Origin of the sequence: Ectorhizobium quercum (assembly GCF_026552795.1) — a bacterium.
Taxonomy (GTDB): domain Bacteria; phylum Pseudomonadota; class Alphaproteobacteria; order Rhizobiales; family Rhizobiaceae; genus Ectorhizobium; species Ectorhizobium quercum.
In genome coordinates this window covers 494654-520006 of the sequence record NZ_JANFPI010000003.1, presented here as the reverse complement: position 1 = coordinate 520006, position 25353 = coordinate 494654, and the positions used below count along the sequence as shown (strand labels likewise).

At 63.1% G+C, this 25353-nt stretch carries 27 protein-coding genes; 11 read left to right on the top strand and 16 right to left on the bottom strand.

All coding sequences use genetic code 11. The annotated features are described in order from the left end of the window. Positions 1 to 66: 66 nt before the first annotated feature. The 8 genes from rseP to NOF55_RS10955 all read right to left on the bottom strand — a co-directional run bounded on the left by rseP (position 67) and on the right by NOF55_RS10955 (position 7449). Positions 67 to 1188 carry an RIP metalloprotease RseP gene (gene rseP, locus NOF55_RS10990; RefSeq protein WP_306411410.1) on the bottom strand — a complete coding sequence of 374 codons (1122 nt, stop codon included), beginning with the start codon at positions 1186 to 1188 and terminating at the stop codon, positions 67 to 69. A 34-nt stretch (positions 1189 to 1222) separates the two neighbouring features. Further along, the gene (locus tag NOF55_RS10985) at positions 1223 to 2050 is read right to left on the bottom strand and encodes a phosphatidate cytidylyltransferase (protein WP_306411409.1); all 828 of its coding nucleotides are present in this window, start codon (positions 2048 to 2050) and stop codon (positions 1223 to 1225) included. After that, a complete protein-coding gene (locus tag NOF55_RS10980; protein WP_306411408.1) occupies positions 2050 to 2793 on the bottom strand; it encodes an isoprenyl transferase in 744 nt (247 codons plus the stop codon). Before NOF55_RS10980 ends, NOF55_RS10985 begins: the two co-directional genes overlap by 1 nt. A gap of 186 nt (positions 2794 to 2979) precedes the next feature. Continuing rightward, entirely contained in the window at positions 2980 to 3540 is a 561-nt protein-coding gene (frr, locus tag NOF55_RS10975; protein WP_306411407.1) for a ribosome recycling factor, read from the bottom strand. 48 nt (positions 3541 to 3588) lie between these two features. Further along, positions 3589 to 4311 (bottom strand): UMP kinase, encoded by a 723-nt coding sequence (pyrH, locus tag NOF55_RS10970; RefSeq protein WP_306411406.1) that lies wholly within the window; start codon positions 4309 to 4311, stop codon positions 3589 to 3591. A 162-nt stretch (positions 4312 to 4473) separates the two neighbouring features. Next, entirely contained in the window at positions 4474 to 5400 is a 927-nt protein-coding gene (gene tsf, locus NOF55_RS10965; RefSeq protein ID WP_306411405.1) for a translation elongation factor Ts, read from the bottom strand. A gap of 257 nt (positions 5401 to 5657) precedes the next feature. Then, complete coding sequence (rpsB, locus tag NOF55_RS10960) at positions 5658 to 6425, bottom strand: 30S ribosomal protein S2 (protein WP_306411404.1); 768 nt, start codon at positions 6423 to 6425, stop codon at positions 5658 to 5660. Positions 6426 to 6612: 187 nt separating this feature from the next. Continuing rightward, on the bottom strand, positions 6613 to 7449 hold the full coding sequence (locus tag NOF55_RS10955; RefSeq protein ID WP_306411403.1) for a cell envelope integrity EipB family protein: 837 nt from the start codon (positions 7447 to 7449) through the stop codon (positions 6613 to 6615). Between the two features lie 129 nt (positions 7450 to 7578). Here NOF55_RS10955 and NOF55_RS10950 point away from each other — a divergent pair, with 129 nt between their 5' ends. From NOF55_RS10950 to NOF55_RS10935, 4 genes are all read left to right on the top strand, one after another. Continuing rightward, positions 7579 to 8043, top strand: coding sequence for a RidA family protein (locus NOF55_RS10950; protein WP_306411686.1), 465 nt, complete (start codon positions 7579 to 7581; stop codon positions 8041 to 8043). Position 8044: 1 nt separating this feature from the next. Beyond that, positions 8045 to 8776 (top strand): glycerophosphodiester phosphodiesterase, encoded by a 732-nt coding sequence (locus tag NOF55_RS10945; protein ID WP_306411402.1) that lies wholly within the window; start codon positions 8045 to 8047, stop codon positions 8774 to 8776. Then, positions 8773 to 9957, top strand: a complete 1185-nt coding sequence (locus NOF55_RS10940; RefSeq protein WP_306411401.1) for a GNAT family N-acetyltransferase — start codon at positions 8773 to 8775, stop codon at positions 9955 to 9957. Before NOF55_RS10945 ends, NOF55_RS10940 begins: the two co-directional genes overlap by 4 nt. Positions 9958 to 10054: 97 nt before the next feature. Continuing rightward, on the top strand, positions 10055 to 10492 hold the full coding sequence (locus NOF55_RS10935; RefSeq protein ID WP_306411400.1) for an HIT family protein: 438 nt from the start codon (positions 10055 to 10057) through the stop codon (positions 10490 to 10492). Here the strand turns inward: NOF55_RS10935 and NOF55_RS10930 are convergent. The 6 genes from NOF55_RS10930 to cysE form a co-directional block, all read right to left on the bottom strand. After that, complete coding sequence (locus NOF55_RS10930) at positions 10480 to 10812, bottom strand: AzlD domain-containing protein (protein WP_306411399.1); 333 nt, start codon at positions 10810 to 10812, stop codon at positions 10480 to 10482. The two genes, NOF55_RS10935 and NOF55_RS10930, sit on opposite strands and share 13 nt — an antisense overlap. After that, complete coding sequence (locus NOF55_RS10925; protein WP_306411398.1) at positions 10809 to 11543, bottom strand: AzlC family ABC transporter permease; 735 nt, start codon at positions 11541 to 11543, stop codon at positions 10809 to 10811. Before NOF55_RS10925 ends, NOF55_RS10930 begins: the two co-directional genes overlap by 4 nt. 75 nt (positions 11544 to 11618) lie before the next feature. After that, the gene (gene clpA / locus NOF55_RS10920) at positions 11619 to 14123 is read right to left on the bottom strand and encodes an ATP-dependent Clp protease ATP-binding subunit ClpA (protein ID WP_306411397.1); all 2505 of its coding nucleotides are present in this window, start codon (positions 14121 to 14123) and stop codon (positions 11619 to 11621) included. A 10-nt stretch (positions 14124 to 14133) separates the two neighbouring features. Next, positions 14134 to 14487: an ATP-dependent Clp protease adapter ClpS gene (clpS, locus tag NOF55_RS10915; protein WP_306411396.1), complete on the bottom strand. Its 354-nt coding sequence runs from the start codon at positions 14485 to 14487 to the stop codon at positions 14134 to 14136. Between the two features lie 286 nt (positions 14488 to 14773). Further along, a complete protein-coding gene (locus NOF55_RS10910; protein ID WP_306411395.1) occupies positions 14774 to 14977 on the bottom strand; it encodes a DUF3126 family protein in 204 nt (67 codons plus the stop codon). A gap of 364 nt (positions 14978 to 15341) precedes the next feature. Further along, positions 15342 to 16163, bottom strand: a complete 822-nt coding sequence (gene cysE / locus NOF55_RS10905) for a serine O-acetyltransferase (RefSeq protein ID WP_306411394.1) — start codon at positions 16161 to 16163, stop codon at positions 15342 to 15344. Between the two features lie 76 nt (positions 16164 to 16239). Between cysE and NOF55_RS10900 the strand changes: the two genes are divergently transcribed. Further along, positions 16240 to 17046 carry an enoyl-CoA hydratase-related protein gene (locus tag NOF55_RS10900; protein WP_306411393.1) on the top strand — a complete coding sequence of 269 codons (807 nt, stop codon included), beginning with the start codon at positions 16240 to 16242 and terminating at the stop codon, positions 17044 to 17046. Between the two features lie 6 nt (positions 17047 to 17052). On the opposite strand, the gene NOF55_RS10895 is transcribed toward NOF55_RS10900, so the two are convergent. Then, positions 17053 to 17835 carry an alpha/beta fold hydrolase gene (locus tag NOF55_RS10895; protein ID WP_306411392.1) on the bottom strand — a complete coding sequence of 261 codons (783 nt, stop codon included), beginning with the start codon at positions 17833 to 17835 and terminating at the stop codon, positions 17053 to 17055. 160 nt (positions 17836 to 17995) lie between these two features. Between NOF55_RS10895 and NOF55_RS10890 the strand changes: the two genes are divergently transcribed. Together NOF55_RS10890 and NOF55_RS10885 are read left to right on the top strand one after the other, a co-directional pair. Continuing rightward, a complete protein-coding gene (locus tag NOF55_RS10890; protein WP_306411391.1) occupies positions 17996 to 18241 on the top strand; it encodes a zinc-finger domain-containing protein in 246 nt (81 codons plus the stop codon). Positions 18242 to 18307: 66 nt separating this feature from the next. Next, positions 18308 to 19465 (top strand): FAD-dependent monooxygenase, encoded by a 1158-nt coding sequence (locus tag NOF55_RS10885; protein WP_306411390.1) that lies wholly within the window; start codon positions 18308 to 18310, stop codon positions 19463 to 19465. Between the two features lie 59 nt (positions 19466 to 19524). On the opposite strand, the gene NOF55_RS10880 is transcribed toward NOF55_RS10885, so the two are convergent. Then, a complete protein-coding gene (locus NOF55_RS10880) occupies positions 19525 to 20715 on the bottom strand; it encodes a cystathionine beta-lyase (protein WP_306411389.1) in 1191 nt (396 codons plus the stop codon). A 338-nt stretch (positions 20716 to 21053) separates the two neighbouring features. On the opposite strand from NOF55_RS10880, the gene NOF55_RS10875 reads away from it, so the two are divergent. From NOF55_RS10875 to NOF55_RS10860, 4 genes are all read left to right on the top strand, one after another. Further along, positions 21054 to 22082 (top strand): amino acid ABC transporter substrate-binding protein, encoded by a 1029-nt coding sequence (locus NOF55_RS10875; RefSeq protein ID WP_306411388.1) that lies wholly within the window; start codon positions 21054 to 21056, stop codon positions 22080 to 22082. A gap of 99 nt (positions 22083 to 22181) precedes the next feature. Continuing rightward, entirely contained in the window at positions 22182 to 23375 is a 1194-nt protein-coding gene (locus NOF55_RS10870) for an amino acid ABC transporter permease (protein ID WP_306411387.1), read from the top strand. A 1-nt stretch (position 23376) separates the two neighbouring features. Beyond that, positions 23377 to 24537, top strand: a complete 1161-nt coding sequence (locus NOF55_RS10865; RefSeq protein WP_306411386.1) for an amino acid ABC transporter permease — start codon at positions 23377 to 23379, stop codon at positions 24535 to 24537. A gap of 17 nt (positions 24538 to 24554) precedes the next feature. After that, positions 24555 to 25328: an amino acid ABC transporter ATP-binding protein gene (locus tag NOF55_RS10860; RefSeq protein WP_306411385.1), complete on the top strand. Its 774-nt coding sequence runs from the start codon at positions 24555 to 24557 to the stop codon at positions 25326 to 25328. The last annotated feature ends 25 nt before the right edge of the window (positions 25329 to 25353 follow it).

Genomic DNA, 25353 nt, shown 5'->3' with positions numbered 1-25353 from the left:
CTCAATCGCCACGCCGAATTTTCGATTAGGGTAAACAGAAGCTTACCCTGGGCGCAAGCCGCCTCCTCAACCAATCAGTGCGGCGATATCGTTCCACGTCGCGAAAACCATGAGGGACAGCACCATCGCAAGGCCGATACGGAAAGCGATTTCCTGTGCATTCGGCCCCAGCGGGCGTCCCCTTATGGCCTCGATGGCATAGAAAACGAGATGACCGCCGTCCAGTACCGGCACGGGCATCAGATTGAGAAGGCCGATGGAGACCGACAAAACAGCGGCAAGCTGTATGACGGCGGCAATGCCGAGCGTCGCCATCTGGCCGGACGCCTGCGCCACCCTCACCGGCCCGCCGAGCTGATCCGGCTTCATCTTGCCGGTAATCAGGTTGCCGATATAGTGGAAGGTGCCCGTGACGATATTCCCGGTCTCGCGCACGCCCTCCGTCAGGGCCTGGCCGATTCCCATCGTCTCGACGCGGAAATTGCCGGATTCCTGGGTTGTCACGATGCCGATCAGCCCCACCTCGACCTTGTTGCCGAACGGATCGTCGATCACGGTCGCCCGGGGGACCATCGGCAGTTCCTGCGTCGCGCCGTCGCGGCGAATGGTCACGACAATTTGAGTGCCGGGACGGATGCTGACATAGCGGCGCACGTCGTCGAAGGTCTCGACAACGGTATCGTCGAGCGCGACCAGAACGTCGCCCGGCCTGACGCCGGCCTCCTCCGCGGCGGAGCCGGGCCTGACCTCGGCGACCACCGGATCGGAAACCGGCTTGCCGTAAAGCGCGAAAAGTGCGGCAAAGATCAGGATGGCGAGCAGGAAATTGGCGATGGGGCCGGCGGCGACGGTTGCGGCTCGTTTCCAGAGCTTGGCGCCGGCAAGCGTCTGCGCCTTCTCCTCTTCGCTCAGCCCTTCGAGAGCGTTCTGTCCCGGACGGCTCGCGGCATCCTCGTCGCCCCAGAATTTCACATAGCCTCCGAGCGGGATCGCGGACAGCTTCCAGCGCGTGCCGTGCTTGTCGGTAAAGCCAAAAAGCTCCGGCCCGAAACCGATGGAAAACGCCGTCGAGCGTATGCCGCACCAGCGCCCGACGAGGTAATGGCCCATTTCGTGAACGAAAACGAGCAATGTCAGAACGAACAGGAACGGAACAATATAGCCCGTAATCAAACCGATGATCGCCATTCCAGTCTCCTTATCGTTATGCCGGACACGGGCCTCACAACCCGAGCAACATGCCGCCGTTCATATCGAAGGAACCGCCAGCCATCAGCGCGCGGGCTGCCATCAGCACGAACGCGGCGAAGCAGGCGACGACCAGCCCGTCCACGCGGTCCATGACGCCGCCATGTCCCGGAATGAGACGGCTCGAATCCTTGACGCCAAAACGGCGCTTGATGAAGGATTCGAACAGATCGCCCGCCTGGCTGGCGACAGACAGTATGAATGCCGCCGGAACGATCCATATGGGGGACGCATCGGTCAGTAACAAGGCGACCGCACAACCGGCGATCACAGCCGATATCGTACCGCCGACGGCGCCCGACCATGTTTTGCCGGGAGAGATCCTCGGCGCCAGCTTCGGCCCGCCGATAGCCCGTCCGACGAAATATGCCAGAATATCGGTCGCCCAGACCAGCGCGAACACGAAGAGCATCGCCGCAAGGCCGGCCGCGTCGTCGCCACGGATGGCGGCCAGCGACAATCCCGTGAGCCCGGCATAGAGAATGCCGCCGGGCAGCCAGCCCTGACTGCCTGCTGAAAGTGCGGTCCGAAACATGCCGGCAAGCGTGAAGGCCGCAAGCAGCGCCACACCAAGACCGATGCGATCCAGAAGCACCGCACCGGCAATGATCGCCACCGCGATCCAGCCGCCGATCCGGTCCGCGGGCGCGAAGCGCGTGATCGTCGACCACTCGTAATAGACCAGTAGCGCGATTGCCGCCGCCAGCAGACGGAACGCGAAGCCGCCGACCCAGGTGGCCGACAGGACGACGATCGCCATCACGATGCCGGAAAGGATGCGAAGCCTGAGTTCTTGCGACATCAGGAGCCCACGGCCGCCTGCTGCGCGGAAAGGCCGCCGAAGCGACGCTCGCGCGCGGCAAATTTCTCAAGCGCGCCATAGAACATGTCCCGGTTGAAGTCCGGCCAGTTCTCCGGAACGAAGATCAGTTCGGAATAGGCGGCCTGCCACAGCAGGAAGTTGGACAGCCGCTCCTCGCCGCTCGTGCGCAGGATCAGGTCCGGATCGGGGATCCCTGCCGTATCGAGGCGCGCGTCGATCAGCGAAGGCGTGATATCCTCGGGCCGCAGCCGTCCTTCCGCCACGTCGCGCGCGAGGCTCGACATGGCCCTCGCCAGCTCGTCGCGCGAACCGTAATTGAATGCGATGACGAGCGTCAGGCCGGTATTGTCGCGCGTCGTTTCCTCGGCCTCGATCAGCAGCGGAAGAATGTCGCCACGCAGGTTTCGACGCTCGCCGATCACGCGGATGCGCACATTGTCACGATGCAGGTCGGCAAGATCGCGGCGGATGAACAGCTTGAGAAGGCCGAGAAGGTCGCTGACCTCGGATTCCGGCCGGCGCCAGTTTTCGGAGGAAAAGGCAAACAGCGTCAGATAGCCGATGCCGGCTTCGTAAGCGGCGCGCACGATCTCGCGCACCACTTCCATGCCCTTGCGATGACCAGCCGTGCGCGTCAGGCCGTGGGACTGTGCCCAGCGGCCGTTTCCGTCCATGATGATGGCGACGTGCTTGGGTAACAACGACCGTTCTGGTTGTGCCATGATTCTTCCAGCGTAGATATCGGATGCGCCCAGCGTGGACACACGATCCAAAACGAAAAGCTAGCCGACTCTCGGCCACGCCGCCACCTGTTCTTTCAGCTCCGGACAATCCGCATTCGACAAATTGCCCGGCAAGGATTCGCGAACGGCCGTCGGCCGTCCGTCCCGGCAATCTTCGCCCGCCGGTCAGACCTGCATGATTTCCTTTTCCTTGGCGGCCAGCAACCGGTCGATCTCGGTGATCGTCTCGTCGGTCATCTTCTGGACCCTTTCGGACAGGCTGCGGCTTTCGTCCTGCCCCAGATCGCCGTCCTTCTCGGCCTTCTTCAGGCCTTCCATGCCGTCGCGGCGAACGTTGCGGACGGCGATCTTGCTCTTTTCCGCATAATCGTGGGCGACCTTCACGAGCGAGCGGCGGCGCTCCTCGTTGAGTTCCGGAAGCGGAATGCGCAGCGTCTGTCCGTCCATGATCGGATTGAGACCGAGGTTGGATTCGCGAATCGCACGATCGACGGCCTGGACCATCGCGCGGTCCCAGACGGAAATCGACAGCATGCGCGGCTCGGGAACGGTGATGTTGGCGACCTGGTTGAGCGGCACGCGGGAACCATAGGCGTCAACCGTGACCGGATCGAGAATGTTGGCGGAGGCACGGCCGGTGCGCAACGAGGCTATATCGCTCTTGAAGGCATTGATGCCGCCGTCCATGCGGCGTTTCAGTTCATTGAGATCGGTTGCATCGCTCATGATATCACTCCGTCGAAAATGTCAGCCGGCGGTTTTGAGTGTCCGCCTTCAATTGTCGGTCACGATCGTCTTGCGCCCGGCTCCCGTCAGGATTTCCTGGAAGCCGCCCTTTTCATGGATGGAGAAGACGATGATCGGGATGGCGTTCTCGCGCGCCAGCGCCACGGCGGCGACATCCATCACCGCAAGGCCCTTGTCCAGCACCTCGCTGTGCGTCAACCGTTCGAAACGGGTCGCATCGGGCACCTTCTTCGGGTCGGCGGAGTAGATGCCGTCGACCTGCGTGCCCTTGAAAATGGCTTCCGCGCCCATTTCGGCGGCGCGAAGCGCTGCGGCGGAATCGGTGGTGAAGAACGGATTGCCGGTTCCGCCGGCAAAGATCACGACACGGCCGAGCGAAAGGTGATAGAGCGTGGCGCGCTGCGAGAAGCTTTCGCAGATTTCCGGCATGGCGATTGCCGACAGCACCACCGTATCGACATTCAGCTTGCGCAGCGAGGTCGCCAGCGCCAGCGCGTTGATCACGGTGGCCAGCATGCCCATGTGGTCGCCGGTCACGCGGTCGCCGCCCTTCGAAGCGACGGCCACCCCGCGGAAGATGTTGCCGCCGCCGACCACAACGCCCACTTCGACGCCCATCGCGCGGGCTGCGGCGATATCGCCGGCGATCCTGTCCGCCACGGCCACATCGATACCGAAACCTTGACTGCCCATGAGAGCTTCGCCGGAAGCCTTGAGCAGAACGCGCTTGTAGATGGGCTGAGCGGTCATGTCGGAATCCCCTTTTCGCGGTTTGAAAGCCGGATACACGAAGGGCACCGCGTTGTCACGCGATGCCCTTCATTTTTCAACGGTTCGCACTCCCGGTTCACCGTATTTCCGCAGGCACAGCCGCTTCGCGGCGCTCCCGAAAACACGTCGAAGCCGGAAGGATCAACCCTTGGCGGCGGCAGCCACTTCGGCGGCGAAGTCCGTCTCTTCCTTTTCCACGCCTTCGCCGAGCAGCAGGCGGGCGATGCCCGTCACCTCGATCGGAGCGCCGGCTTCCTTCTCGGCTTCCTTGATCGCAGCAGCGACCGTCAGGTCGGGATTGATGACGAAAGCCTGCGACAGAAGCGCGACTTCCTCGAAGAACTTGCGCATGCGGCCTTCGACCATCTTCTCGATGATGTTGTCCGGCTTGCCGGAAGCGCGGGACTGCTCGACGAACACGGCACGTTCGCGCTCGGCGACAGCCGGATCGACGTCTTCGGGACGAACGGCGAGCGGAGCGGTCGCGGCAACGTGCATGGCGACCTGGCGGCCGATGGCGTTGAGAACGTCCTTGTTGCCCGTCGACTTCAGCGCAACCAGAACGCCGAGCTTGCCGAGACGGTCGGCGGCGGCATTGTGGACGTAGGTCGCGACCACGCCGTCTTCGACCGACAGGGCGGCGGCGCGGCGAAGGTTCATGTTTTCACCGATCGTGGCGATGGCGTCCTTGATCGAGTCGGCGACGGATTTGCCGGTCTCCGGGTAGATGGCCGCGGCCACGGCATCGACGGAACCGTCCGTCGACAGGGCGACGTCGGCCACGCCGCGCACGAGGCTCTGGAAGGCGTCGTTGCGGGCCACGAAGTCGGTTTCGGAGTTGATCTCGACGACGACCGCCTTGGTGCCGTTGCTGGCGACGCCGATCAGGCCTTCGGCAGCGGTGCGGCCGGACTTCTTGTCGGCCTTGGCAATCCCCTTGGCGCGCAGCCAGTCGATGGCGGCTTCGATGTCGCCGTCCGTTTCGGCCAGCGCCTTCTTGCAGTCCATCATGCCCGCGCCGCTCTTTTCGCGCAGTTCCTTAACCAGTGCAGCAGTGATTTCTGCCATTTTCTTGCCTCTCGTGTTGTCGATCCGGCGCAGCGTCGGGCTTTGCAAAACAAGCGCCGCGCCCTCGATCCGGGAACGGAATGTACCTTCAAGTGTAACAGCGTGATGAATGGCTCATCACGAAACGCCGGGGCCGCGGCTGCGGCCGGGCGGGGACTTGAAAAGCGAAGGGCCGCCGGCCCTCATGCGGTATCCGGCGGCCCGTCGAACAGGTGAACGGGTTATGCGGCCCGGTTCGGGCCGCATCGACCTCATTCTCAGGCGCCGGCTTCGCCTTCGAGGGCCGGCTCGACCGGAACCTCCTCGGACGCGCCGATGTCGCGGCCTGCGGCGCCCTGCTGGCGGGCAATGCCGTCAATGGCGGCGCGGGCGATCAGATCGCAGTAGAGAGCGATGGCGCGCGAGGCGTCGTCATTGCCCGGGATCGGGAAGTCGATCGGGTCCGGATCGCAGTTCGAGTCGATGATCGCGACAACCGGGATGCCGAGACGCTTGGCTTCCTCGATGGCGATCTTCTCCTTGTTGGTGTCGATGATGAAGATCAGGTCCGGAACGCCGCCCATGTCGCGGATACCGCCGAGAGCCTTGTCGAGCTTCTCGCGTTCGCGCTCGAGGTTCAGGCGCTCCTTCTTGGTGAAGCCCTGGGCTTCGCTGGCGAGAATTTCGTCGAGCTTGCGCAGGCGCTGGATCGAGTTCGAGATCGTCTTCCAGTTCGTCAGCATGCCGCCGAGCCAGCGGGAGTTGACGTAATACTGGGCCGAACGCTTGGCGGCGTCGGCGATGATCTCGGAAGCCTGACGCTTCGTGCCGACGAACAGCACGCGACCGCCGCGGGCAACGGTGTCGGACACCTGCTGAAGCGCGCGCGAGAACAGCGGAACCGTCTGCGCCAGGTCGATGATGTGAATGTTGTTACGGTCGCCGAAGATGTACGGCTTCATCTTCGGGTTCCAGCGATGCGTCTGGTGGCCGAAGTGAACGCCTGCTTCGAGAAGCTGGCGCAAGCTGAAATCGGGCAATGCCATGCCTTTTACTCCTTTTCCGGTTGAACCCCCGCAAGGCAATCAGCACCGGATTTACGGTGCCACCGGCGGAACGGACCGGATTTCTCCCGGCTCATCCCAAACCCTGCGTGTGGAATGGTGGTGCCCATACAGGCCATTTCCCGCAAAAGCAAGGGGAAATGACGGGAAAAGCGCCCGGCAGCGGCGATCAGGGCGTTTCGGGCGGCTCGCAAGCCTCTTCCGGCAGGAGATCGAGTTTCGCCAGCTTTCCCGTCAGGGCGAAGTCGCCGTAGTCCATCACCAGGTCGCGGCTGACCCCGTTGTCGTAAAGCTTGAACGACAGCCGGTAGGTCGGCTCGGCGTCGCCTTCGGGGGCCTCGTTGAAGTAGGATGCCGTCACGGGCCACCACGGCTTGGCCGACAGGGCGGAGGCCGCCTTCGCATCGGCGGTCTCTTCGTCCCCGCCGGTCTGCGGCTTGCCGATGATGGTCGTCACGAGCAGCGCCTTGTCGCCGTCTTCCGAACCGTCGAAGGTGCGGGCGTCGAACAGCGGCGTGCCCTTCAGGGCATTGGCGATGACTTCCTGCATATGGGCCGTCGGGAAAATGCTCGGCGGCAGCTCTACCGTCTTCGAAGGGTCGCCCTCCAGCTCGACGGTCACGCCGTCCGGCCCGCGCGTTGCGGTTCCCTTCACTTCCTTCTCCAGCGTCTCGTCCGTGAAGGCCTGGTTCTCGAACCGGTAGGTGCCGGCGGCAACGTCCTCGAAGGAGGTCAGGCGCTGATCGCTGAGGCGAAGATCGTCGCCCGACACGATCCGGGTAGCGAAGCGGAAACGCGTCGTATAGCCCTTGCAGGCGGCGCCGGTGAATTCATAGACCATGCGTCCGTAGATGGCGTCGATTCCCGAGCGTTCGGACGCATCCTGCAATTCGAGATCGTAAACGGCCCGATGCGGCTGCAAGGGCGGCGCCGGCACGTTTTCGGCTCTCGCACCGGTCGTCGCCGCGATCAGCACCACCACAGAGACAAGTTTTCCGCCAACCATAAACCTCTCCCCGCCGGTCGCTATTGCCGCTGCCGCCCGTCATCAATAGGTTAAGAACCGCACCGACAATCACCTCCTGCGTCATTGCAGGATTCTTGCGGTCTTATCAACAAATGCTGGAGAAGTGAAATCGTGAATACCATCGAAAGCCGGCTCGCCGAACTCGGGATCGTGCTGCCTGTCGCAGCCGCTCCCGCCGCCAACTACGTGCCCTACACCATCAGCGGCAACCTGCTTCACCTCTCCGGGCAGCTGCCGATGGAGAACGGCAAGCTCGCCGTCACCGGGCTGGTCGGCAGGGATGTCGACGTGGCTGCCGCCAGGCGCGCCGCCGAGCTGTGCGCCATCAACCTGTTGGCCCAGGCGCAGGCCGCGCTCGGCGATCTTTCCCGCATCGGCCGCATCGTGAAGATCCAGGGCTTCGTCGCCTCCACGCCCGATTTCACCGAACAGCATCTCGTCATCAACGGTGCGTCCGATCTGCTGGTCGCCGTGCTCGGCGATGCCGGCCGCCATGCCCGCGCCGCCGTCGGAATGGCCTCCCTGCCGCTGAACGCCGCCGTCGAGATCGACGCGATCATGGAAATTGCCTGACATGAGCGCCATCGACTGGCTGACCGCCCAACCTGTCGCCCATCGCGGCTTCCACGACATGAACCATGCCGTCTGGGAGAACACGCGTGCGGCGTTCAAGCGGGCGGTCGAGGCAGGCTTCGCCATCGAATGCGACCTGCAATATGTCTCGGACGGCGTGCCGGTGGTTTTCCACGACGATTCGCTCGAACGGCTTTGCGGCATCAAGGGCGACGTGCGGGAGCGGACCTCAGCCGAACTCGGCCTGCTCGCCATCGGCGGAACCGCTGAACGCATTCCGACATTGAAGCAACTTCTTGCGCTTGTCGCGGGAAGGGTGCCGCTGGTGATCGAGCTCAAGGGCCGCCCGGGCGACGACGACGGCTTTGCCGAAACGGTGCTCGACGAACTCCGGGGCTATAACGGCCATGTCGCGCTGATGAGCTTCGATCACTGGCTGCTGAAGGACCTGAAGGCGGCAGGATCGCCCTACCCTGTCGGCCTGACGGCGGAGGGCAACCGGCCCGAACAGTTCTTCCGGCACGACGAGGCGATGCAGCTCGGCCTCGACTTCATCTCCTACCACTACGCCCATCTGCCCAACCCGTTCATCACCGCCCAGCGCCAGCGCGGCATTCCGGTGATCACCTGGACGGTGCGGGACCAGGCCGCCCGTGCGCATACGTTCGAATTCGCCGATCAGATGACCTTCGAAGGCTTCGATCCACGCGAAAGTCCGGCAGTCACCGCATGACGACGCTGCGGCTGGAGAAATCCTTCGCCAGCATTTCACCGGAAAGCTGGAACAGGCTTTCCGGAACGTCCCGCAATGCGTCCGGTCCCTATAACCCGTTCCTGTCGCACGCCTTTCTTTCGTCGCTGGAGGAGTCGGGCTCGGCCACGGTGCGGACCGGCTGGCTCGGCCAGCATCTTCTTCTGGAGGATGACGCGGGCACGCTGATCGGCGCCGTGCCCTGCTACCTGAAAAGCCACAGCCGGGGCGAATACGTCTTCGACCAGGGCTGGGCCGATGCCTTCGAGCGCGCCGGCGGCCGTTATTATCCGAAGCTTCAGGCCAGCATTCCCTTTACGCCGGCAACGGGACCCCGCCTGCTTCACCTTACGGACGACGGGGATGCGGCTGCGATCCGGCAGGCGCTGGCATCCGGCCTGCGCGAAGCGGCGGCGCAGCTGGAACTATCCTCTGCCCACGTCACCTTCCTGCCGGAGAACGAACTGCCAGTGCTCGAGGAAGCGGGGTTTCTGCACCGGACCGACGTACAGTTCCATTTCCTCAACGAAGGCTATGCCGATCACGACGCCTTTCTCGAAACACTTGCCTCGCGCAAGCGCAAGGCGCTCAGGAAGGAACGCCGCGCGGCTGTGGAAGACGGGATTTCCATCGATTGGCTGACGGGCCGCGATCTGACCGAGGATATCTGGGACCAGTTCTTCGCGTTCTACATGGATACCGGAAGCCGCAAATGGGGCCGGCCCTATCTCACCCGCCGGTTCTATTCGCTGATCGGCGAGCGGATGGCGGACGATATCCTTCTGGTGATGGCGAAGCGGAACGGCCGCTATATCGCCGGCGCCATCAATTTCATTGGTTCGGACGCGCTTTACGGCCGCCATTGGGGCTGCATCGAGGACCATCCCTACCTGCATTTCGAGGTTTGCTATCACCAGGCCATAGACTTCGCGCTGGAGAAAAAGCTGGAGCGCGTCGAGGCCGGCGCGCAGGGCGAGCACAAGCTGGCGCGCGGCTATCTGCCGGCCCTCACCCACTCGGCCCACTATATCGTACATCCCGGCCTGCGCCGCGCCGTGGCGGACTATCTCGTCGCCGAGCGCGCCGAAGTCGAGGCCGCCGGCGGCTATCTCGCGGGGCACAGCCCCTTCCGCAAGAGCGGCAGTCCGGACGACGCCGACTAATCCCCTCTCCTTTTTCAGGAGGGAATTCATCCATAAGATGTTTTCACAACTCCGTGTAATGCTTTACACAAAGTCTTTCAATGAAGGAGATTCCCAAATGAGCCCGGCTTACGATCCCGAAAACATTTTCGCGAAGATCCTGAAAGGCGACATACCTTCCCACGCCGTTCACGAAGACGAAGACACCTACGCCTTCATGGACGTCATGCCGCAGGCGCCCGGTCACGTTCTGGTCATCCCGAAAACACCGTCGCGCAACCTGCTCGATGCCGACCCGGCGGTGCTCGTCAAGCTGATCCCCGTCGTTCAGAAAATCGCCAGCGCCACCAAGGAAGCGTTCGAGGCCGACGGCATATTCATTGCGCAGTTCAACGAGGCGGCAGCCGGCCAGACCGTTTTCCACCTGCACTTTCACATCGTTCCGCGCCAGCAGGGCACCGACCTGAAACCGCATAACGGCAAAATGGAAGACGCGGCCGTTCTGGCCACCAACGCCCAGAAGATCCGCGCCGTGCTCGCCTCTCAGGCCGCGTAGAACGCCAGCGTTATCACGCCGACCGCGACAGCGATTCCGGCCAGAATTCTCTGGCCGGACACGATATAGCAAACGAAGCCGGCAAGCGCCGCGCCAGCCCGCATCCAGACGGGAATCTCCGCAAGCGTACCCGTCGGGGAGAGAACGAGCCGGGCGATGACGGCGGCGACCAGTGCGGTTGCGACCGCCCTCACCCACAGCATCGCTTCCGAATCCTCCCTGAGCCTGTTGCCGGCCAGAACGCCGAGCCAGCGCCATATGTCCGTGGCAAGGACGCCCGCCACCAGAATGAAGACGTAGGACCAGAGATCGGGACTCATGAACGGTCCTCCTTCCGCGCGCGCCGCCAGCGGTCGAGGAGATAGACCGCCGTGCCGCCGCCGATGCCGGCATAGAAGATATCGAATTGCGGCGCGAAGGGCGTGACGGCCGGGCCGAGCACCAGGCCGGCGATGAAAGCCACGCGGGTCATGGCATCGCGCGCCGATCCCCACATCGACAGCATGAAGTAGACCGGCGTCATGAAGGCGAGCACCGCCGAGAGGATCGGCGGAAATGCCGAAAGCACGCCATAGCCGACGGCGACGATCACCGTGTTGATCATGGTCAGCGGCACCGCGAAGCCGGTGAACCAGACCATCCTGTATTCTCGCGGCACCTCGCGAATATGCGTGATCGCGAAGACCCAGGAGGTGATGGCGGTGAAATGGGAAACGGTCAGAAGCTTCCAGAGCGGCGTGCGCTCGTTGCGAAGCTCCGGCACCAGCGCCGCCAGCATCGGCATGAAGCGGATCGAAGAGAACGTCACCGCCAGAAACGCCGCCGCGATATTGAGGCCCGTGCTCATCGCCCCGGTCAGGATGATCTGGGCGGGCAGCGCCCATATGCCGACGGTCATCAGCACGGCATGGCCGCGCGTCAGGCCGGATTCAAGCGCCAGCGCGGCGAAACCGGCACAGGAGCCCATGAGGATGAAGGCCGGAAGCGAAAGAATGCCTTTCGTTCCCTTCAGGAACCAGTACAGGGAAGGCGATTTGACAAGGGCGGACATTGCGGCGGTCTGCAAAAGGATCAACAAAAAAGAGCCGGGCCTTTCGGCCCGGCACGACATCGGAAAAATCTGGCCTTATTTCTTCGGCACCTTCGGAACGGCGCTGCGGCGTTTCGGAGCCTCGGGCACATCGACCGCCTCCGCAGCCACCGCCGCGTCATCCTTGTCGGATTTGTCGGACGGCTTGGAAGCCTTGGCCTTGCGCCGGGTGCCCTTCGCCCGGGCGTCGACCTCCTCGGCCTCGATGACCTCGGCCTCCGGCTTCGGCTTCACGGGGACGGTTTCGGACACAGACTCGAGCGCGAGCGTTTCCTTGCCGTCCTCGCCGGTCGCCGTCGTCACGCGGACGACGCCGCCCTTCTTCAGCTTGCCGAACAGGATCTCGTTGGCAATGGGCTTCTTGATATAGTCCTGAATGACGCGGCCGAGCGGGCGCGCACCCATCTTGTCGTCGTAGCCGCGCACCGACAGCCAGGACACCGCTTCCGGTGACAGGTCGAAGGTGACGTTGCGTTCCGAAAGCTGGGTTTCGAGCTGCATGACGAACTTCTGCACCACGCGATGGATCGTTTCCGGCGCCAGCGGCGCGAAGGGAATGATCGCATCGAGACGGTTGCGGAATTCCGGCGTGAACAGGCGGTTGATCGCCTCCTCGTCCTCGCCGGTGCGCCGCGACGAGCCGAAGCCGATGGCCGCCTTGGCCATTTCCGACGCGCCCGCATTGGTCGTCATGATCAGGATGACGTTACGGAAATCGACCTTCTTGCCGTTGTGATCGGTGAGCTGGCCGTTATCCATGACCTGCAACAGGATATTGTAGATATCCGGATGCGCCTTCTCGATCTCGTCGAGCAGCACGACGCAATGCGGGTGTTGGTCGACGCCGTCGGTCAGGAGGCCGCCCTGATCGAAGCCGACATAGCCGGGAGGCGCCCCGAGCAGGCGCGATACCGTATGGCGCTCCATGTATTCCGACATGTCGAAGCGCAGCATCTGCACGCCCAGCGAGGCGGCAAGCTGCTTGGCGACCTCCGTCTTGCCGACGCCGGTCGGGCCGGAGAAGACGTAGGAGCCGATCGGCTTGTTCGGCTCGCGCAGGCCGGCACGCGCCAGTTTGATCGCGGTGGACAGCGCCTCGATGGCGGTGTCCTGACCGTAGACGACCGTGCGCAGTTCCTTCTCCAGGTTGGCGAGGACAGCCTCGTCGTCCTTGGAGACGGTCTTCGGCGGAATGCGCGCCATCGTCGCGACGGTCGCCTCGATTTCACGCTCGGTGATCAGCTTGCGGCGCCGGGAGGCCGGAAGCAGCATCTGCGCCGCACCGGTCTCGTCGATCACGTCGATCGCCTTGTCCGGCAGCTTGCGGTCTGTGATGTAGCGCGCCGAAAGCTCGACGGCCGCCTTGATGGCGTCGTTCGAATATTTCAGGTGGTGATATTCCTCGAAATAGGGCTTCAACCCCTTCATGATCTCGATGGCGTCATCAATGGACGGTTCGTTGACGTCGATCTTCTGGAAGCGGCGGACGAGCGCCCGGTCCTTTTCGAAGAACTGGCGGTATTCCTTGTAGGTGGTCGAGCCGATGCAGCGGATGGCCCCGGAAGACAGAGCCGGCTTCAGAAGGTTGGAGGCATCCATCGCCCCGCCGGAGGTCGCGCCGGCGCCGATCACCGTATGGATCTCGTCGATGAACAGCACGGCGCCCGGAAACTCTTCCAGTTCCTTGACGACCTGCTTCAGACGTTCCTCGAAGTCGCCGCGATACCGCGTGCCGGCCAGCAAGGTGCCCATGTCGAGCGAGAAGATCGTGTCGTTCTTCAGCGCGTCCGGCACCTTGCCCTCGACGATGCGCTTGGCGAGCCCCTCGGCGATGGCGGTCTTGCCCACGCCGGGATCGCCGACATAGAGCGGATTGTTCTTGGAGCGGCGGCACAGCACCTGGATGGTGCGGTTCACCTCGTCGTGACGGCCGATCAGCGGATCGATCTTGCCGGTCTTGGCCTTCTCGTTGAGATTGACGCAATAAGCCTTGAGAGCTTCCTGCGGCTTCTTCTGGCCGCTCTCGTCGTCGTGGCGCGGCTGCTTGTTTTCCGCTTCGCTTTCCTCGGCGCCCTTCGGCGCGCGGGCCTGGGAGGAGCCCGGACGCTTGCCGATGCCGTGGGAGATGAAATTGACGGCGTCGTAGCGCGTCATTTCCTGCTCCTGAAGGAAGTAGGCGGCATGGCTCTCGCGCTCGGCGAAGATCGCGACGAGGACGTTGGCGCCCGTCACCTCTTCCCGGCCCGAGGACTGGACATGGATGACGGCGCGCTGGATGACGCGCTGGAACCCGGATGTCGGCTTCGAATCCTCGTCGTAACCGGTCACGAGGTTGGACAGTTCGTTGTCGACGTAATCGGTCACGGTCTTGCGCAATTCATCGAGATTGACGTTGCAGGCGCCCATGACGGCCGCAGCATCCGCATCGTCGACCAGCGCAAGAAGCAGGTGCTCGAGCGTCGCATATTCATGGTGGCGTTCATTGGCGTGGGTCAGAGCCTGATGAAGCGCTTTTTCCAGACTGGGCGAAAAAGTTGGCACGTTCAGTTCCTCACTTCTTTTCCATGACACATTGCAGCGGATGCTGATGCTGCCGCGCGAAGTCCATCACCTGGGAGACCTTCGTTTCGGCAACCTCGTAGGTATAAATTCCGCACTCGCCCACGCCGTGGTTATGAACATGAAGCATGATGCGGGTCGCTGCCTCACGATCCTTCTGGAAGAAACGCTCCAGAATATGTATGACGAATTCCATCGGCGTGTAGTCGTCGTTAAGAAGAAGAACGCGGTACAGGTTGGGCTTCTTCGTTTTCGGCTTCGTGCGCGTTATCACCGACGTGCCGCGGCCCGTGCCGTGTCCGTCACCGTCTTTTTCGTTCTGCATCACGACCGGCCTAGCGATCATTGTCATTTCAATCCTTGAGTGCCCGGAGAACCGGGATGGCCCTGCATTCGTCTCGGCAGGAACGACTAATGTAATCAATCGTTCGCAGATTTTAAGCCCCTTTCGGCCAGGCAGTCCGAGATTCGATCACACATTCAGTCAAATCACGCTTGCACGAAGGTTACGGGAAAGCGGGGGCATAAACCAACAAAAAACCGGCACTGGGTCGTCCCATGCCGGTTTCCCGTTTCAAAGCGTGCTGCGATGCCGCAAAAACGGCACCGCTCCCGGTCGTCCTCGCGAAGGATCAGAGATCCTCGGCAAGGATCGCCATCGAGAGGTTGTAGGACAGGTCGCCGTCCTCGTCGTCGCGGAAGATCACGCCGATGAACTCGTCGCCGACGTAGACCTCGGCGGAGTCGTCCTTGCGCGGACGCGCCTTCACGGAGACCTGCGGGTTGAGGGTGCGCTTCAGATAGGCGTCCAGCTTCTTGATTTCGTCGGGCTTCATCTTGGCCTCCATGAGGAACATGCATTGAACGCGGCGGAAAGCGACCGGCCGAAAAAAGGCGGACACCGGAAGGACCGCGCGCGCGGGTCGAAGAAAATGTCTGGCGAACGGCGCAAATCACCGCTCGGGCCGGCTGCTTGTGGCATGCCGAAAGCGGCGGTGTAAAGGCAAGGCACCCACCTTCGACAAAAAAGCCCGGTACGTACCGGGCTCAGACTGCTGGCGAAGGGCGTATCGCTCTCTTCCGTCCCGGTCGGACCTGACCCGGCCGTCCGGCGCGCCGCTTGCCGCGCAGCCCCTCGGGTCGAGCCCGAGGGTGACGAAGGAGAAAGTTGATCAATACATTGAGCCCAGCACGAGCCGATCACTCGGCCACGACCACTTGATCCATGACGCGCGCCGGTTCGGCGCAGCCCGCCTCGCCCACCACGCGGCCCGGGACGCCGGCGACCGTCATGCAGGGGGGGACCGGCTTCAGCACCACCGAGCCGGCGGCGATGCGCGAATTGGCGCCGACCGTGATGTTGCCCAGGATCTTCGCTCCGGCGCCGATCAGGACGCCATTGCCGATCTTCGGGTGACGGTCGGCGTCGTCCTTGCCGGTGCCGCCGAGCGTGACGCCGTGCAGGATGGAGACGTTATCGCCGATCACGGCCGTTTCGCCCACGACGAGGCCGGTCGCATGGTCGAGGAATATGCCCTTGCCGATGCGGGCAGCGGGGTTGATGTCCGTCTGGAACACGCCCGACGAGCGGCTTTGCAGGTAGAGCGCGAAATCGCGGCGGCCGTTGTTCCAGAGCCAATGGGCCAGCCGGTGCGTCTGGATGGCATGGAAGCCCTTGAAGTAGAGGATCGGCTCGACAAACCGCGTGCAGGCCGGGTCGCGATCATAGACGGCCTGGATATCGACGCGAAGGACATTGCCCCATTCCGGCCAGTCCTCGAGCATGGCCTGAAACGCCTGTCGCAGCAGGGCAGCGGGAACGTCGCGGTGATGGAGACGTTCGCAAATCCGGAAAATCGCGCATTCCTCCAGCGAACGGTGGTTCAGGACCGTCGAATAGAGAAAGGCAGCAAGAAGCGGATCGTTCTCGCTGGCGGCGTGCGCTTCCTGACGCAGACTGTCCCAGATCGGGTCGATGGTCTTGATCTGATCGTCGATGCGCAGTTCCGTTTTTGCGACCATAGACGGTCTCCTCTTTTGCCTGGAGACGGCATTATATAGGAAAATTGCAACGAAACACAAATAGAGGCTGGAATAGATGACCCGCACGCACGAATTCGCGGATGGAAAACTGGTTGCCGCCACCGATGCGGGCATCGGCACGCTGACGTTCCACAACGAACAGCGCAAGAACGCCATCACCGCCGCCATGTGGCGCGATATCCCCCGGGCGCTCCACTTCCTCAGCGTCGACGCCGGCGCGCGGGTCATCATCGTCGCCGGCGCCGGCGGGCAGGACTTCTCGGCAGGCGCGGATATTTCCGAATTCGCGACGGTGCGCAAGGATGCCGAAACCGCACGGGCCTACGAACTGGACAACAGCATCGCGTTCCGGGCGATCCGCTCCGTCCGCGTGCCGACCATCGCCGCCATTCGCGGCATCTGCTACGGCGGCGGTTTCGGCGTCGCCGCCGCCTGTGATTTGCGGCTGGCGGACGAAAGCGCCCGTTTCGCCATTCCCGCCGCGCGCCTCGGCCTCGCCTATCCCGCGGATGCGGTTCAGGATATCGTGCTGGCCCTCGGCAACCAGACGACCCGCAAGCTTCTCTACACCGGCCTTCCCATCACCGCCCGCGAGATCGAAACGAGCGGCTTCCTGCTGGAGACCTTCTCCGATGTGGCGGAACTGGAAAAGGCCGTCTTCGCCCTGGCCGGGTCGATCGCCGGCAACGCGCCGCTCTCCATCGCCGCCTCCAAGCTGGCGATCCGCGCCGTGACCGAAAGCGACAACGTGCTGATGAGCGAGGCCGAGGTGCTGGGCACGTCCACCTTCGAAAGCGCCGATTATGCCGAAGGCCGCGCCGCCTTCGCCGAGCGGCGCAAGCCCGTCTTCAGGGGCGAATGACGCCGGTCAATCCGCAAGGCCGGCGTAGAACTCCAGGGCGCCGGCCTTGAAAACGCGGTCTCCGGTCGCGAGCATGTGATCGCGGTTCGGAATATCGAGCGCCGTCGCGTTCGGCATCAGCACCGCCAGTTCCTCCGCCGAGCCGGCGATGTCGTCCTTCGTCCCGACGGCGACCAGCGTCGGCGCCTCCACCCGGGCGATGTCCTCGCGCCTCACCAGGTCGCGCGAGGTGGCGATGCAGGCGGCAAGCGCAAAGCGGTCACTCTTCGTCTGCTCGGCAAAGGCGCGGAACATGCGGCCGCGGGCGTGGGTGACGTCGGCCAGCGACGGCGCCAGCAGCGCCTCGGCAATCGGGTCCCAGTCGCCCACACCGTCGCACATGCCGATTCCCAGGCCGCCGAACACCAGCGAGCGCACCCGCTCGCCATCGGCGATGGCGAGAAACGCCGCGATGCGCGCGCCCATCGAATAGCCCATGACATGGGCCGCCGGCAGACCGAGATGGTCGAGAAGCGCAACGGCATCGCCCGCCATCGTCTCGGGGTGATAGAATTCCGGATCGTGCGGCTTGTCGCTCGCGCCGTGGCCGCGATTGTCGAGGGCGATGACCCGGTATCCGGCCTCTCCCAACGTCTTGAGCCAGCCGGTGTGGACCCAGTTCACGATGGCGGAGGACGCGAAACCGTGGATGAGCAGCACGGGTGCGCCGGCAGGATCGCCCTCATCGAAATAGGCAATATTCAGTCCGTCGTTCTGAAATGTATTGAAGGCGGGGGGATTGAGATTCATCAATGCAGTCCTTTTTGCGAAGGACCATAAACGTTTTCATGGTTCCGGGCCAAGCGGGAAGCTGCGCGCCACGCGCAAATTCCACCCGACACGGCCCTACACATTTGCAAAGAAGGAGGTTAAACAGAACCCCACGAAACATGACCTCGCGGAGACCAGAATGGCAGGCCACAACATTCCCCATTTCCAGAACGACGGCGGATATCGCGTGATCGAGATCGGCGTGAAGGAATTCATGTGTACGGGCGCTTCCGTTCCCTACGATCATCCGCACATCTTCATCGACATGGGCGACGAGAACGAGAAGGTCTGCTCCTACTGTTCGACGCTCTATCGCTACAATCCGGCCCTGAAGGCGGAAGAAACCGTTCCGCCGGGCTGCATCTTCCAATTCGACGCCGCCTGACCGGGATCGTGCGATGACAGCGACGGGGCATCCAGGGCGGGCCGCGTCGCAGAACAGGCAGAATTCATGGCCGTGGAACACGCCATCATTGCAGGTGCCGGCATCGCCGGACTGAGCGCCGCCCTTTCCTTCGCCAAGGCCGGAATCCCAAGCGACATCTACGAAAAGGCGCCGCACCTCACGGAGGTCGGCGCCGGCCTCCAGATCGCGCCGAACGCGTCGCACATCCTATCGACCCTCGGCGTTCTGGCCGATCTGGAATCCGTGTGGAACGAGCCCGAGCGCATCGACCTCCTGTCCGGCATCCGATTGAAGCGGCTGGCAAGCGTGCCGGTCGGGCCCTATGCCCGCAACCGGTGGGGGGCGCCCTATGGCGTGCTTCACCGCGCGACGTTGCAGAAGGCCCTTCTGGCCGCGGTCCTTCGCGAACCGGCGTGCCGGCTGCATCTGGACACCATGATCGATCCCGTCGCCAGTGCCCCGGCTGCCGGCGACGGCAGACCGCAACTGGTCGTCGGCGCGGACGGCGTATGGTCGCGCATGCGCGCTGTCGTCCCCTCCTGCCCGATCCCGGCATTTTCCGGTAACATCGCCTGGCGCTTCACCATACCCGGCGCGGACGCGCCGTCCTTCCTCGACCTGTCGGCCGTCTCTGCCTTCCTGGGGCCGGACGCGCATATCGTCGCCTATCCGCTGACGGAAATCGGCGGCTTCAACGTCGTCGCGATCACGGCGGGCAATTCACCGGGAGAGACATGGGACGCCTCCGCCGGTGACGTGCGGCTCGATCTCCTGCTTCGCCGCTTCTCGGGATGGCACGCGGACATCCGGAAAATGCTGGAAGCCGCGAACGAACCGCGCTTCTGGCCGCTTTACCAGGCCAGCGACGGCCATTGGCACAACGGGGTCGACACGGTTTTGATCGGCGATGCCGCGCATGCCATGATGCCCTTCGCCGCCCAGGGTGCTGCAATGGCTATCGAGGACGCGTTCGAACTGGCCCGGTTCGCCGGCGGCGCCATGCCGTTGCCCGCGGCGCTGGAAGCCTTCGAGGCCAAAAGAAAACCGCGCATCGACCGCGCGCGCAAGCAGGCCGCCTTCAACCGCTTCGCCTATCACGCAAGCGGACCGGTCAGGATCGCGCGGGACGTGGTTCTGTCGATGCGATCGCCGCAGTCCCTCAGCGACAGTTTCGACTGGCTCTACGGATACAGGGCCGCCTGACGGTTTCGGGACGCAGCAGGGCGGCCCCGCCTCTCATGCGGGCCTGTCCCCTGCCCGCGTCAGACGGCCTTGGCCGCGGCAAAACCGCGCTCGATGTCCGCCTGCAGGTCCTCGACATTCTCAAGGCCGACCTGCAACCGGATGACCGGACCTTCTTCCGGCACCTTCGTGATCGTCCGGTCGGTCAGGTTGACCCTCAGCGCAAGGCTTTCATAGCCGCCCCAGGAATAACCGAGGCCGAAGATCCGCAATGCGTCGAGAAAGGCCGACGCCGTGGCAAGAAACCTGTCCTTGCCGTTCGCCTTCAGCACGAAGGAGAAGATGCCGCTCGACCCCTTGAAGTCGCGCTTCCACAGATCGTGGCCGGGAAAGCTCGGCAGGGCCGGATGCAGCACGCGCGCGACCTGCTCGTGCCCCTCCAGCCATTCGGCAAGCGTCAGGGCGCTTTTGCGATGATGCTCCAGACGGATGCCCATCGTGCGCAGGCCGCGCAGCACCAGATAGGAATCCTCGGGAGACGCGCTGAGACCCAGATAGAGATTGATCCGCTCCAGAGCCTTCCAGTTCGCCTCATTGGCCGAGATCGCCCCCATCAGGATATCGGAATGGCCGGCCGGATATTTGGTGACGGCATGGATCGACACGTCGACGCCGTGGTCGAGCGGCCGGAAATAGAGCGGCGTCGCCCAGGTATTGTCCATCGTCACCACGGCGCCGTGCCGGTGGGCCACTTCCGAGATGGCCGGCACGTCCTGGATTTCGAAGGTGTTGGAGCCGGGTGATTCCAGATGGACGAGCTTCGTGTTGGGCTTGAAAAGCGCCTCGATTCCGGCGCCGATCTGCGGATCGTAATAGTCCACCTCGATGCCGAAGCGCTTGAGCGTCCTGTTGCAGAAGCGCCGGCTCGGACCGTAAACGGAATCGACGACCAGAGCGTGGTCGCCGGCCGAAAGATAGGCCAGAAACGCCACCGTGACCGCCGCCAGGCCGGAGGGCACGAGAACCGTTCCCGCCGAGCCTTCCAGCGCGTTGATCGCCGTGCAGAGCGCATCGGTCGTCGGCGTTCCGTGCGTACCATAGGTATACTGCTGGTCTTCGCTTTCCAGGACTTCGGCGTCCGGGAAAAGCACCGTTGAGCCGCGATAGATAGGAGGATTGACGAAACCGTGAAAGGCGAAAGGATCGCTGCCGAGATGGGCAAGGCGCGTATCGACGCCCGCCTCGTCGAGCAAGTCCGTCTTTTTTGTCATCTGAGTACCAAACCTTTGAGATCATGACCGTTCGGCTTCTTTGTGGGACGGAGCCGCGCCCCGGTCAAGCCCGATCGACGTACCGGATAGTACACGTCAAACGCGATACGATTTTAGTCAGCGTCTGCATCATTTCCAGATTTCTGCCCAATTTTTCACCGATGCTTTCCCTTTTTCATTCTCGTCCCGGTATTTTGAATGGGCTACCCTTGACCATCCGGTAAATTGCGACTGTGATAGCGACGTTCGCGCCGGGAGGGCTGCGGGCCGGCCGCAGTTGCTTTGAATGCAGGGGAGCGGCCGCACTTAATAAAAACAACGGATAAAGGTTGGGAAAAATGAAAAAGACGCTTCTGTCCGCAGCGATTGGCGCAGCAGCACTTGGCGCGATGGCGTCGGCCGCTTCCGCTGCGACGCTCGATACCGTCAAGGCCAAGGGCTTCGTTCAGTGCGGCGTGAACACGGGTCTGGCGGGCTTCGCCTCGCCGGATTCGTCGGGCAACTGGGCCGGCCTCGACGTGGACGTCTGCCGGGCCGTTGCGGCCGCCGTCTTCGGCGACGCGACCAAGGTGCGCTACACGCCCACCACCGCGCAGAGCCGCTTCACCGCGTTGCAGTCCGGCGAGGTCGATCTGCTTTCGCGCAACACGACCTGGACGATCAGCCGCGACACCGCGCTGGGCCTCGATTTCCGCGCCGTCAACTATTATGACGGCCAGGGCTTCATGGTGCCGAAGAGCCTCGACGTCTCCTCGGCGCTGGAACTTTCCGGCGCCGCCGTCTGCGTCCAGTCCGGCACCACGACCGAGCTGAACCTCGCCGACTATTTCGCCGCCAACGACCTCCAGTACAATCCGGTGGTCTTCGAAAAGCTGGAAGAGGTCAATGCCGCCTATCAGGCCGGCCGTTGCGACGTCTACACGACCGACCAGTCGGGTCTCTATTCCATCCGTCTGACGCTCTCCAACCCGGACGACCATATCGTTCTGCCGGAAATCATCTCCAAGGAGCCGCTCGGCCCGGCCGTCCGCCAGGGCGACTCGCAGTGGTTCGATATCGTCAACTGGGCCCATTACGCGATGGTCCAGGCCGAGGAATTCGGCATCACCTCGGCGAATGTCGATGAGATCAAGGAAACGACGACCAATCCGGACGTCAAGCGCTTCCTCGGCGCCGAAGCCGATTCGAAGATCGGCACCGACCTCGGCCTCACCAACGACTGGGCCTACAACATCGTCAAGCAGGTCGGCAATTACGGCGAAGCCTTCGACCGCAATGTCGGCGCTGGCAGCCCGCTGAAGATCGAGCGCGGCCTCAACGCACTGTGGACGGAAGGCGGCCTGCAATACGCTCCGCCGATCCGCTGATCGTCGAAAACTGAACGACCGGACGGGGCGGCGTCGGCCGCCTCGTCCGCCACAAAAAAACAAAGGCCGTCAGGCCATTCGGGGAAAACAGGACCAGGCATGACAGATCACGCCACACATGCGCCGTCTTCCGGCCGCAGCCTGAAATCGCTGATCTACGACCCCACGTTCCGGGGTATCTTCTTTCAATTGCTCACCATCGTCGTTCTCGTTTTCGTGATCTGGTCGATCGTCGACAACACGATGGCAAACCTCGCCCGCTCCAACACGGCTTCGGGCTACGGTTTTCTCAACAGCCGCTCCGGTTTCGATATCGGACAGTCTCTGATCGACTATTCCAGCAACTCCACCTATGGCCGGGCGCTGCTCGTCGGCTTTCTGAACACGCTTCTGGTGGCCTCCGTGGGGATCGTGACAGCGACGATCCTGGGGTTCATCATCGGCGTGGGCCGGCTTTCGAATAACTGGCTGATCGCCAAGCTGTGTACGGTCTATGTGGAAGTGTTCCGCAACATTCCGCCGCTGCTGGTCATCTTCTTCTGGTATTCCGGCGTTCTCGCCGTGCTGCCGCAGCCGCGCGACTCCATCCACCTGCCGTTCAGCATGTTCCTCAACAATCGCGGGCTTGTGTTTCCCCGGCCGCTCTGGGGCGAAGGCGCTTGGGTTGTTCCCGTTGCGCTGATCGTGGCGGTCATTGCCGCCATTGCCGTCCGCAAATGGGCGGTCCGGCGGCAGATGGCGACTGGACAGCAGTTTCCGATCCTGTGGACGTCGATCGGGCTGATCGTCGGGCTGCCGCTGATCGCCTTCCTGGCCGCGGGTGCGCCGATCACCTTCGACGTTCCCGTCGAGGGGCGCTTCAACCTGACCGGGGGCAGCGTCGTCGCGCCGGAATTCGTGGCGCTCTATCTGGCGCTGTCCTTCTATACCGCGTCCTTCATCGCCGAAATCATCCGGGCGGGCATACGCGGCGTTCCCAAGGGCCAGACCGAGGCTGCCGCGGCGCTCGGGCTGCACCCGCGCAAGACGACGCGGCTGGTGGTTGTGCCGCAGGCGATGCGCATCGTCATCCCGCCGCTCACCAGCCAGTATCTCAACCTGACGAAGAACTCGTCGCTCGGCGTCGCGATCGGCTTCCCCGAACTGGTTTCGACCGGGGGCACGACACTCAACCAGACCGGCCAGGCCGTCGAGGTGGTGTCGATCTGGATGGTCGTCTATCTGACCATCAGTATCCTGACCTCGCTGTTCATGAACTGGTTCAACGCCAAGATGGCCCTGGTGGAGAGGTAACATGGTAGCATCGACCCGAAATGCACCTTTCGTCCGGGCGGAAATCCTGCCTCCCCTCCCGGCGCCGGTCAGCGAGAATACCGTTTCCGGCTGGATCAAGACCAATCTTCTGGCAACGCCCAAGGACGTGCTACTGACGATCCTGGCGCTGGCAGTGCTGGTCTGGACGGTTCCCGGCATCATCAACTGGCTTTTCATCCAGGCGAGCTGGACCGGCTCCGACCGTTCCGTCTGTGCAACCATCGTTCAGGGCGGAGCCCAGCCGGACGGCTGGAGCGGCGCCTGCTGGGCCTTCGTCTCCGATCGCTTCCAGCAATTCATGTTCGGGCGATACCCGATCGACCAACGCTGGCGTCCACTGCTGGTCGCGGTCATGTTCATCGCCCTGCTCACTCCGCTCCTGATCCCGAAGGCGCCGCACAAGGGCCTGAACGCGCTTGCGCTCTTCGTCATCTTCCCCGTCGTCGCCTTTTTCCTGCTGCATGGCGGGTTCGGTCTTCGCGTCGTGCAGACGTCGCTGTGGGGCGGATTGATGGTGACGCTCATCCTGTCCTTCGTCGGCATCGCGGTATCGCTGCCTGTCGGCATCGTTCTGGCGCTCGGGCGGCGCTCGAACATGCCGGTGATCCGCACGGCCTGCATCACGTTCATCGAGGTGATCCGCGGCGTGCCGATGATTACCGTGCTGTTCATGGCGAACGTCATGCTGCCGCTGTTCCTGCCGACCGGCTGGACGGTCGACAATTTCGTGCGCGCCCTCGTCGGCGTGGCGATCTTCTCCTCCGCCTACATGGCGGAAGTCATTCGCGGCGGCCTCCAGGCCATTCCGAAGGGCCAATATGAAGGTGCCGATTCGCTCGGCCTTTCCTACTGGCAGAAGACCCTGCTGATCGTCATGCCGCAGGCGCTCAGACTCGTCATTCCGGGCATCGTGAACACCTTCATCGGCCTGTTCAAGGATACGTCCCTGGTTTCGATCATCGGCATGTTCGACCTGCTCGGCATCGTCCGCCTCAACTTTACCGACGCGAGCTGGGCCTCGCCGGTCACACCGCTGACCGGGCTGATCTTTGCCGGTTTCGTCTTCTGGATTTTCTGCTTCGGCATGTCGCGCTATTCCGGCTTCATGGAACGGCACCTCGACACCGGGCACAAACGATAAGGGACAAGGGAGTCATCATGGCAGAAGCCAACCCCGTGGAACCGACGGTATCGACCACCAACGTCGCCGTCGAAATCATCAACATGAACAAGTGGTACGGCGAGTTCCACGTGTTGCGCGACATCAACCTCAAGGTGATGCGCGGCGAACGCATCGTCATCGCCGGCCCCTCCGGCTCCGGCAAGTCGACCATGATCCGCTGCATCAACCGTCTGGAGGAACACCAGTCGGGCAACATCTTCGTACAAGGCACGGAACTGACCAACGACCTGAAGAAGATCGACGAAGTGCGCCGCGAAGTCGGCATGGTGTTCCAGCACTTCAACCTGTTCCCGCACCTCACGATCCTTGAAAACTGCACGCTTGCGCCGATCTGGGTCCGCAAGATGCCAAAGAAGGAGGCCGAGGAAATCGCGATGCACTTCCTGACGCGCGTCAAGATTCCGGAACAGGCCAACAAGTATCCGGGACAACTCTCCGGCGGCCAGCAGCAGCGCGTGGCGATCGCCCGCTCGCTGTGCATGAAGCCGAAGATCATGCTGTTCGATGAGCCGACCTCGGCGCTCGACCCGGAAATGGTGAAGGAAGTGCTGGATACGATGGTCGGTCTCGCCGAAGAAGGCATGACCATGATGTGTGTGACCCATGAAATGGGCTTTGCCCGCCAGGTCGCGAACCGCGTCATCTTCATGGACCAGGGTCAGATCGTCGAGCAGAATGCGCCGGCCGAATTCTTCGACAACCCCCAGCACGAGCGTACCAGGCTGTTCCTCAGCCAGATCCTCCACTGAAACGCTGGACGCCAAAACACTCAAT

What these genes read in the sequence shown, in the direction of transcription:
- rseP (WP_306411410.1), bottom strand. Translation starts at nt 1,188, where the DNA reads ATGGCGATCATCGGTTTGATTACGGGCTATATTGTTCCGTTCCTGTTC.
- NOF55_RS10985 (WP_306411409.1), bottom strand. Translation starts at nt 2,050, where the DNA reads ATGTCGCAAGAACTCAGGCTTCGCATCCTTTCCGGCATCGTGATGGCG.
- NOF55_RS10980 (WP_306411408.1), bottom strand. Translation starts at nt 2,793, where the DNA reads ATGGCACAACCAGAACGGTCGTTGTTACCCAAGCACGTCGCCATCATC.
- frr (WP_306411407.1), bottom strand. Translation starts at nt 3,540, where the DNA reads ATGAGCGATGCAACCGATCTCAATGAACTGAAACGCCGCATGGACGGC.
- pyrH (WP_306411406.1), bottom strand. Translation starts at nt 4,311, where the DNA reads ATGACCGCTCAGCCCATCTACAAGCGCGTTCTGCTCAAGGCTTCCGGC.
- tsf (WP_306411405.1), bottom strand. Translation starts at nt 5,400, where the DNA reads ATGGCAGAAATCACTGCTGCACTGGTTAAGGAACTGCGCGAAAAGAGC.
- rpsB (WP_306411404.1), bottom strand. Translation starts at nt 6,425, where the DNA reads ATGGCATTGCCCGATTTCAGCTTGCGCCAGCTTCTCGAAGCAGGCGTT.
- NOF55_RS10955 (WP_306411403.1), bottom strand. Translation starts at nt 7,449, where the DNA reads ATGGTTGGCGGAAAACTTGTCTCTGTGGTGGTGCTGATCGCGGCGACG.
- NOF55_RS10945 (WP_306411402.1), top strand. Translation starts at nt 8,045, where the DNA reads ATGAGCGCCATCGACTGGCTGACCGCCCAACCTGTCGCCCATCGCGGC.
- NOF55_RS10940 (WP_306411401.1), top strand. Translation starts at nt 8,773, where the DNA reads ATGACGACGCTGCGGCTGGAGAAATCCTTCGCCAGCATTTCACCGGAA.
- NOF55_RS10935 (WP_306411400.1), top strand. Translation starts at nt 10,055, where the DNA reads ATGAGCCCGGCTTACGATCCCGAAAACATTTTCGCGAAGATCCTGAAA.
- NOF55_RS10930 (WP_306411399.1), bottom strand. Translation starts at nt 10,812, where the DNA reads ATGAGTCCCGATCTCTGGTCCTACGTCTTCATTCTGGTGGCGGGCGTC.
- NOF55_RS10925 (WP_306411398.1), bottom strand. Translation starts at nt 11,543, where the DNA reads ATGTCCGCCCTTGTCAAATCGCCTTCCCTGTACTGGTTCCTGAAGGGA.
- clpS (WP_306411396.1), bottom strand. Translation starts at nt 14,487, where the DNA reads ATGATCGCTAGGCCGGTCGTGATGCAGAACGAAAAAGACGGTGACGGA.
- NOF55_RS10910 (WP_306411395.1), bottom strand. Translation starts at nt 14,977, where the DNA reads ATGAAGCCCGACGAAATCAAGAAGCTGGACGCCTATCTGAAGCGCACC.
- cysE (WP_306411394.1), bottom strand. Translation starts at nt 16,163, where the DNA reads ATGGTCGCAAAAACGGAACTGCGCATCGACGATCAGATCAAGACCATC.
- NOF55_RS10900 (WP_306411393.1), top strand. Translation starts at nt 16,240, where the DNA reads ATGACCCGCACGCACGAATTCGCGGATGGAAAACTGGTTGCCGCCACC.
- NOF55_RS10895 (WP_306411392.1), bottom strand. Translation starts at nt 17,835, where the DNA reads ATGAATCTCAATCCCCCCGCCTTCAATACATTTCAGAACGACGGACTG.
- NOF55_RS10890 (WP_306411391.1), top strand. Translation starts at nt 17,996, where the DNA reads ATGGCAGGCCACAACATTCCCCATTTCCAGAACGACGGCGGATATCGC.
- NOF55_RS10885 (WP_306411390.1), top strand. Translation starts at nt 18,308, where the DNA reads ATGGCCGTGGAACACGCCATCATTGCAGGTGCCGGCATCGCCGGACTG.
- NOF55_RS10880 (WP_306411389.1), bottom strand. Translation starts at nt 20,715, where the DNA reads ATGACAAAAAAGACGGACTTGCTCGACGAGGCGGGCGTCGATACGCGC.
- NOF55_RS10875 (WP_306411388.1), top strand. Translation starts at nt 21,054, where the DNA reads ATGAAAAAGACGCTTCTGTCCGCAGCGATTGGCGCAGCAGCACTTGGC.
- NOF55_RS10870 (WP_306411387.1), top strand. Translation starts at nt 22,182, where the DNA reads ATGACAGATCACGCCACACATGCGCCGTCTTCCGGCCGCAGCCTGAAA.
- NOF55_RS10865 (WP_306411386.1), top strand. Translation starts at nt 23,377, where the DNA reads ATGGTAGCATCGACCCGAAATGCACCTTTCGTCCGGGCGGAAATCCTG.
- NOF55_RS10860 (WP_306411385.1), top strand. Translation starts at nt 24,555, where the DNA reads ATGGCAGAAGCCAACCCCGTGGAACCGACGGTATCGACCACCAACGTC.